The organism is Paracoccus sp. MC1854, from assembly GCF_014164635.1.
Classification (GTDB): domain Bacteria; phylum Pseudomonadota; class Alphaproteobacteria; order Rhodobacterales; family Rhodobacteraceae; genus Paracoccus.
The window spans coordinates 1-6,135 of sequence record NZ_JACJFU010000066.1 but is presented as its reverse complement, the minus strand read 5'-3'; the positions used below and the strand labels follow the sequence as shown (position 1 = coordinate 6,135).

Genomic DNA, 6,135 nt, shown 5'->3' with positions numbered 1-6,135 from the left:
GCAATGGCTCTGGACTTACAACAACGACCGCCCGAACATGGGCATCGGCGGCATCACACCCGCCCAGAAACTGAAAATGGCCGCATGAGTTCTACGAATGGACCCCGTTAGAAATGGGAGGATTACCGAACGGCCTCTGTCGAGCCTGGATCCCCCGGGGAGGGAGGGAGGATCAGGAAACGGTCCGGGGGACTGTGTGCCCGACGACGGGCCGCTGCGAGAGCTTCACCGCCAAGCTGCGCGACGAGCGGCTCACCGGCGACATCCTCTGCAGCCTCGCCGAGGCGAAGATCGTCCTCGCGGCGGGGCGCCGCCCTTGCACCACAAAGCGCCCGCATTCCTCCCCGGGCGATCGGCCCCCCGCTCCCGAGGTCCCGCAGGGACCGCCTTCGCCACCCGGAGCATGGCGCCAGCACCCGTCATGCACCAAGATCGGAAAGGGACCACCCTAGCAGGGCAGGCCATGTCGACGATCTTCTTGGTGATCCCGCCCGCGTTCATGATCTCGCCGATCAGCACAAACAGGGGGATGGCGATCAGCCCATAACTGTCCACGGCGTTGAACATCTGCAGCGGATAGCTCTGGAACAGCACCGGGTTGCCCGACATCAGCACATAGGCGATGGCGGCGATGCAGAGGCACAGGCCGATCGGAACGCCGACCAGCATGACGATCAGGAAGACTGAGGATGTCACCATCAGTTCACCGCCTCTTCCGCGTTGATGACGAGGTCGCGCGAGGTCTTCTCGACCATGCCGAGGTCTTCCAGCAGGTTCGCCAGTCCGTGGACCGTCACAGAGATCGCAAAGATCGGCAGGATCAGGTAAAGCACCCAGGTGGGCCAGCCTAGGGTCTGTGTCCGCTCGGTGTAGACGAAGTTGAAGGTACTGCCCGAGAAGGCCCTGGCGTCGAAACCCGCGGCGGCGATCCCCACCGGATCGAGCCAGATCCAGCACATCGCCACCAGCGCCAGGCTGAACACCATCACCATCCCGGTCGCCACGACGCGGCACAGGTCCCTCATCCGCTGGCTCAGCCGCTCGGTCATCATCGTGACGGAAAAATCGAGCCTCAACCGCGTCATGGCCGAAGCCCCGAAGAAGGTCAGCCAGACCATGCAGTAGACGGCGAACTCATCGATCCAGTAGATCGGCATGCCGAGATAGCGAGTGACACCGTTCAGCAGGATCGCCCCGCTCAGCAACGTCATGAGCAGCGCGACGCCATAGCGCTCCAGCCGCAAGAGGCTCTCTGACAGCGCGATGAACAAATCTGCCGTTCGAGACCCCCGCGTCGCTCCATCGTCTGATGATGGCATCCCGATCCCTGTTGGTTGCTGGCCTTCTCCGCAGATGATTTTGTATAAAATCACCCTGTCAAGAATGTAGAAAGTGGGATGGCATTGAAGATGCGAATCTGGACCGGTTCAGGGCGGCTCAGGTTTCACTATTGTTCATTGCTATTTCGGCTCTGGGTGCTTCTCTTCCCAGAAGTAGACCAGGCCGCTTCGAAGATCGGCTGCCAACTGAGGATATGGTGACGCAGAAGTTCAATCAGCTGTGCTGAATCGTTCGACTCGATCATCCCGATCAGCTGATAATGTTCGCTGATCGATTCGCGCTGTCGACCTAGGCCAGCAGCGGATCGGATGCCGAACAGACGCATCCTGTCGCGAAGCGACAAGGCCATATGCGCCAGCAAGTCGTTACCGGAAGCCACGAACATCGCATCGTGGAAAGCCCTGTCCGACAGAAGGTAAGCGCGGACATCGTCTTCGTTGACAGCGCGCTCGATATCCTCGGCCAGCTTGTACAGCTCCATTGCATCGATACGCCGTTCAATCATCATCAGACGCGCGGCCTCTGTCTCGAGGAGGTCGCGCATGTGAAACAGGTCACGCAACTCCTTCAGGGAAGGACGTGAGACCCGGAAACCCCTGTTGCGAATCGGCTCGACAAGCCCCGAACTTGAAAGCTCGAGAAGGGCTTCGCGCACAGGTGTGGTGGAAACGTCGAGTTCGGCGGCAAGGCTTGGTACCGAATAGATCAACCCGGGCGGGCTTTCGCCGGCGATGATCTCGGCCTTCAGTTGCTTCACCACCCGCTCACGCAGGCTCTCATGCATTGCTTGGTCCGCAAAACCCCTATTGCCCGGCATGCTACTACAGGCCTGTTGACAGCGCCACCCAAAAGAACGCACTACAGTAGCGCGCTACTCCTTCTCTCCAGCTGCTCAAGGACGTTCTCATGAAGCGGATCGAGGGCTATTGTACCCTGTGTCGTTCCCGCTGCGGTTCACGCACGACAGTCGTGGAGAACCGGGTCACGGCGGTTGAACCCTTGCCAGACCACCCCACCGGAGGGGCCTTGTGTGGGAAGGGCAGGGCACTGCCGGAAATCGTGCACCATCATGCGCGCCTCAAGACGCCCCTGCGCCGGACCACGCCCAAGGGTTCGGCAAGTCCGGGGTGGCAGCAGATCTCGTGGGAAGAGGCCCTTAACGAGGTCGCAGAGAAGCTGGGTGGAATCCGCTCCCGGGACGGCGCCGAGGCGGTCGCCTTCGCAGTCACGACGCCAAGCGGGACACCCATGGTGGACAGCTTCGAATGGGTCGAGCGGTTTATCCGGGTCTTCGGGTCTCCAAACCTCATCTATGCTGTCGAGGTGTGCGGCTGGCACAAGGACTATGCACATGAACTGACATATGGCCGTGGAATCGGATTTCCCGATTATGCGAATGCCGATGTCATCGTTCTATGGGGGCATAATCCGGCCCGGACCTGGCTGGCACAGGCAAGTCGCATCGCCGACGCCCGAAGCCGCGGTGCGAAAGTGGTCGTGATCGATCCGAAACCGAATGGTTCCGGAGAGCAGGCGGACCTGTGGCTGCGGGTTCGTCCGGGGGCGGATGGGGCAATCGCAATGGGTGCCATCCGCCACCTGATCGCCAGTCAGGCGATAGACCTAGATTTCGTCAGGCGGTGGACGAATGCGCCTCTGTTGATAAATCTCGAGACTGGCCGCCTGATACGAGCGCGTGACATACAGGAGAATGCCGCCGAGGGATTGTTTGTCGCCGCTGATCAGAGTGGCCATCCGATTATCTGTGACCCGCTTTCGCCGGAGTACCAGGCCCGAAGCGTTGCCCTTGATGCGCAGTTGGCGCTGAAGGACAGATCCGGGCGAAGGATCCAGGCAAAAACCGTTTTCCGGCTGCTGAAGGAAGCTGCGGTGCCATATACACCGGATCATGTAGCCGAGATCAGCTGGGTGGATAAGGCTGACCTGCTGCATTTCTACGCTCTGCTGGAGAACGGGCCGAAGCTTGCTTACCATGCATGGACAGGGGTGGGGCAGCATACCAATGCCACCTCCATCGAACGGGCCGTCGCAAGTATGTATGCACTGACGGGCGCCTATGATCGTCCGGGCGGAAACATCTGGCCATCACTTTTGCCGACGCGCGCGGTCAATCAGCTTTCCCTCTTGCCTGATGGCCAACTGGAGAAAGCCCTGGGTCGTATGGAATTGCCGCTCGGGCCGCCAGCGCGAGGCTGGGTCACCGCACGGGATTTCTGCCGGGCAGTGCTGGACCGGGAACCTTACGCCGTTCGTGCGCTCATGAGCTTCGGTACCAATTTCGTCGTCTCTCAAGCCGATGCGGCACGGAACCTGGAAGCATTGCGGCATCTGGATTTTCATGTTCATGCAGATATCTTCATGAATCCCACGGCTGAACTTGCCGACATCGTGCTTCCCGTCAGCTTGCCGCCAGAGCGGGAGGCGTTGAAAATCGGTTTCGAGATTGATCAGGCGGCAGTGGAAACAGTCCATTTTCGCCCCAGGATGATCGACTGTGAGTTCGACGCCCGGGCCGACTACGATATCGTGTTCGACCTCGCGCGTCGTCTCGATTTCAGCGACGAGTTGTTGCGCGGAAGCATCGCCGATGGCTGGAATTGGCAGCTTGCGCCGCTTGGCGTCACGGTCGAGAATTTGCGCGACGCGGGTGGGCCGATACAGTTTCCCCAACCCACATCGACCATGAAATACGCTCAAACGGACGCACATGGCAGGCTGGTGGGCTTTCCTACCCGCTCGGGGCTTGTTGAACTGTATTCCGAACAGCTTCTGGAAATTGATCAGAACCCGATTCCAGATCATGTCGAGCCGTCCCGATCCCCGCTGCCGCAAGGCAACGGAAAGGACGAATATCCCTTAGTGCTGACAACGGCAAAATCAGGCTGGTTTGTCCACTCGTCGTATCGTCACATCACCTCACTGCGCAGGAAGTCCATTGATCCTGCGGTAGAGATCAGCAGCAAGCTGGCCCGGAGTCGCGATTTGGCCGAGGGGGATTGGGCTTGGGTTTCCACGCCTTCGGGTAAGGCAACCCTTCGTGTCCGGATCAACGATGCCTTGGACGATCGAGTGGTGATCGCGGAGTTCGGCTGGGGAAAAGGAGCGCCGACGTTGAATCGTCCTTCAACACCGATTGAAGGATACGAGACGAACAACGTCAATGCGATACTGAGCGACACGGTTCGCGATCCCGTAAGCGGCTCGGTGCCGCTGCGTGCAGTCACCTGCGATATTCGTCCGCACCCCACCGCAAACATTGGAAGATGGGCTGGAAAGCGCAGTTTCACCATTCAGCGGATCGAACATGAAGGCCGTGACATCATCGCGCTGGATCTTGCGCCAAGTGATGGCGGCGCATTGCCCGATTATCTTCCCGGTCAGCATGTCGTTGTGAGCATCACCGAGGGTGGGCCCTCTCGTTCCTACTCGCTTACGGGTTCCGGCCTGAATCCCCGGCGTCTTTCGATCGCAGTGCGCCGGCAAGGCAGTGCTATCGAGGCGCAGGAAGGGAGATCGTTGTCGACTGCCCTTCACGGCCTGAAGGAAGGTGCCCAACTGCGGCTCGATATCCCGTCAGGCATCTTCACCCCGCCTGTAGCGTTGGACCGCCCGCTTGTCTTCCTTGCCGCCGGGATTGGCATCACACCTTTCGTCAGCGTGCTTGAGCGTCATGTGGCAGAGCATCAGGACAGCCAGATCCTGCTGCTTCACGGTTGCCGGAACGGGTATGAGCACCCTTTTGCCCGCCGCCTTCAGGAACTCGACAGGCTTGCGCCCGGACTTCGCCGGATTACCACCTATTCTGCCCCACTTCCTGACGATGTCGAAGGTATTGATTTTCAGACCAGGGGAAGGCTCGATTTCAGTTACGTGGCTCCCCTGCTGCCAGAAAAGCCAGTGGTCTATATCTGCGGTTCGCCGGACTTCACGAAGACTGCCACGCAAGCCATGCGCGAGTTGGGCATTCCCGCTCATGATGTCATGTCAGAGGCCTTCATGTCTCCGACACCCGTTCCCCGCGATCTTGCGCCTCAGACAGTCCGGGTCGCAGGCACCGGTCACAGCTTCATATGGCGCCCTGAGATGGGTTCGCTGCTGGACGCGGCCCTTGCTAACGGGGTCCCGTTGCCAAGCGGGTGCAGGGTAGGGCAGTGCGAAAGCTGCATGTGCCGCGTCCTGTATGGAGAGGTCGCGCACCTGCTGGGTGCACCTGGGCGTGATGCAGATCAATGCCTGACGTGTCAGGCGGTCCCGTTGACCAGCATCACGCTGGCAAAATGAACAAACGACAAGAACAGCACAGAGAGGGAAACAAGTTGCATAACACGCACCCGTTCGAGGCAGAGAAGCCTGATGAGAACCTGCTCGCCAGGTTCTCGCGCGCCATGGTGAACTTTGCAGAAAGGTGGTTTCCCGACTCCTATGTTTTCGTCCTGCTGGCGGTAGTCGCCGTTGCCTTCGGTACCTTCATGCATGGCGGTTCTGCGAGCGACATCTCGTTCGCATTTGGTGAAGGCTTCTGGAACCTGATTCCTTTCACAATGCAGATGGCGCTTGTGGCCATAGGTGGCTACGTCGTTGCCATGTCGCCGCCTGTGGAGGCGCTCATGCGCAAGATGGCGACGCTGCCGCGGACCGGACGTGGAGGCGTTGTTGCAGAACTCGGCCGCTAGTGGCGACTTCCCCTTTCCCTTTTGACGTCAGGCCACGCGTTCGATTTCGGCCGTGCCGAGTGCATTGAAGCGGTTCATCAGTGCAATGCGGACGTGGATT

General features: G+C 59.8%; 4 protein-coding genes and 2 pseudogenes. 3 read left to right on the top strand and 3 right to left on the bottom strand.

Annotated features, from left to right (window positions below; genetic code table 11):
• Nucleotides 1–209 precede the first annotated feature (209 nt).
• Nucleotides 210–452 (top strand): annotated as a pseudogene (locus H5395_RS17415) (integrase core domain-containing protein); the annotation flags it as partial.
• A 19-nt stretch (nt 453–471) separates the two neighbouring features.
• Here H5395_RS17415 and H5395_RS17410 read toward each other — a convergent pair.
• The 3 genes and pseudogenes from H5395_RS17410 to H5395_RS17400 form a co-directional block, all read right to left on the bottom strand.
• Nucleotides 472–699: pseudogene (locus H5395_RS17410) on the bottom strand (TRAP transporter large permease subunit); the annotation flags it as partial.
• Nucleotides 699–1,271 carry a TRAP transporter small permease gene (locus H5395_RS17405; RefSeq protein WP_255440798.1) on the bottom strand — a complete coding sequence of 191 codons (573 nt, stop codon included), beginning with the start codon at nt 1,269–1,271 and terminating at the stop codon, nt 699–701. The gene H5395_RS17405 and the pseudogene H5395_RS17410, both read right to left, overlap by 1 nt.
• A gap of 176 nt (nt 1,272–1,447) precedes the next feature.
• Entirely contained in the window at nt 1,448–2,125 is a 678-nt protein-coding gene (locus H5395_RS17400; RefSeq protein WP_182793790.1) for a GntR family transcriptional regulator, read from the bottom strand.
• 122 nt (nt 2,126–2,247) lie between these two features.
• On the opposite strand from H5395_RS17400, the gene H5395_RS17395 reads away from it, so the two are divergent.
• Together H5395_RS17395 and H5395_RS17390 are read left to right on the top strand one after the other, a co-directional pair.
• Nucleotides 2,248–5,643, top strand: coding sequence for a molybdopterin-dependent oxidoreductase (locus H5395_RS17395; protein WP_182793789.1), 3,396 nt, complete (start codon nt 2,248–2,250; stop codon nt 5,641–5,643).
• Nucleotides 5,644–5,678: 35 nt separating this feature from the next.
• Nucleotides 5,679–6,035: a TIGR00366 family protein gene (locus tag H5395_RS17390; protein WP_220495112.1), complete on the top strand. Its 357-nt coding sequence runs from the start codon at nt 5,679–5,681 to the stop codon at nt 6,033–6,035.
• Nucleotides 6,036–6,135: the final 100 nt, after the last annotated feature.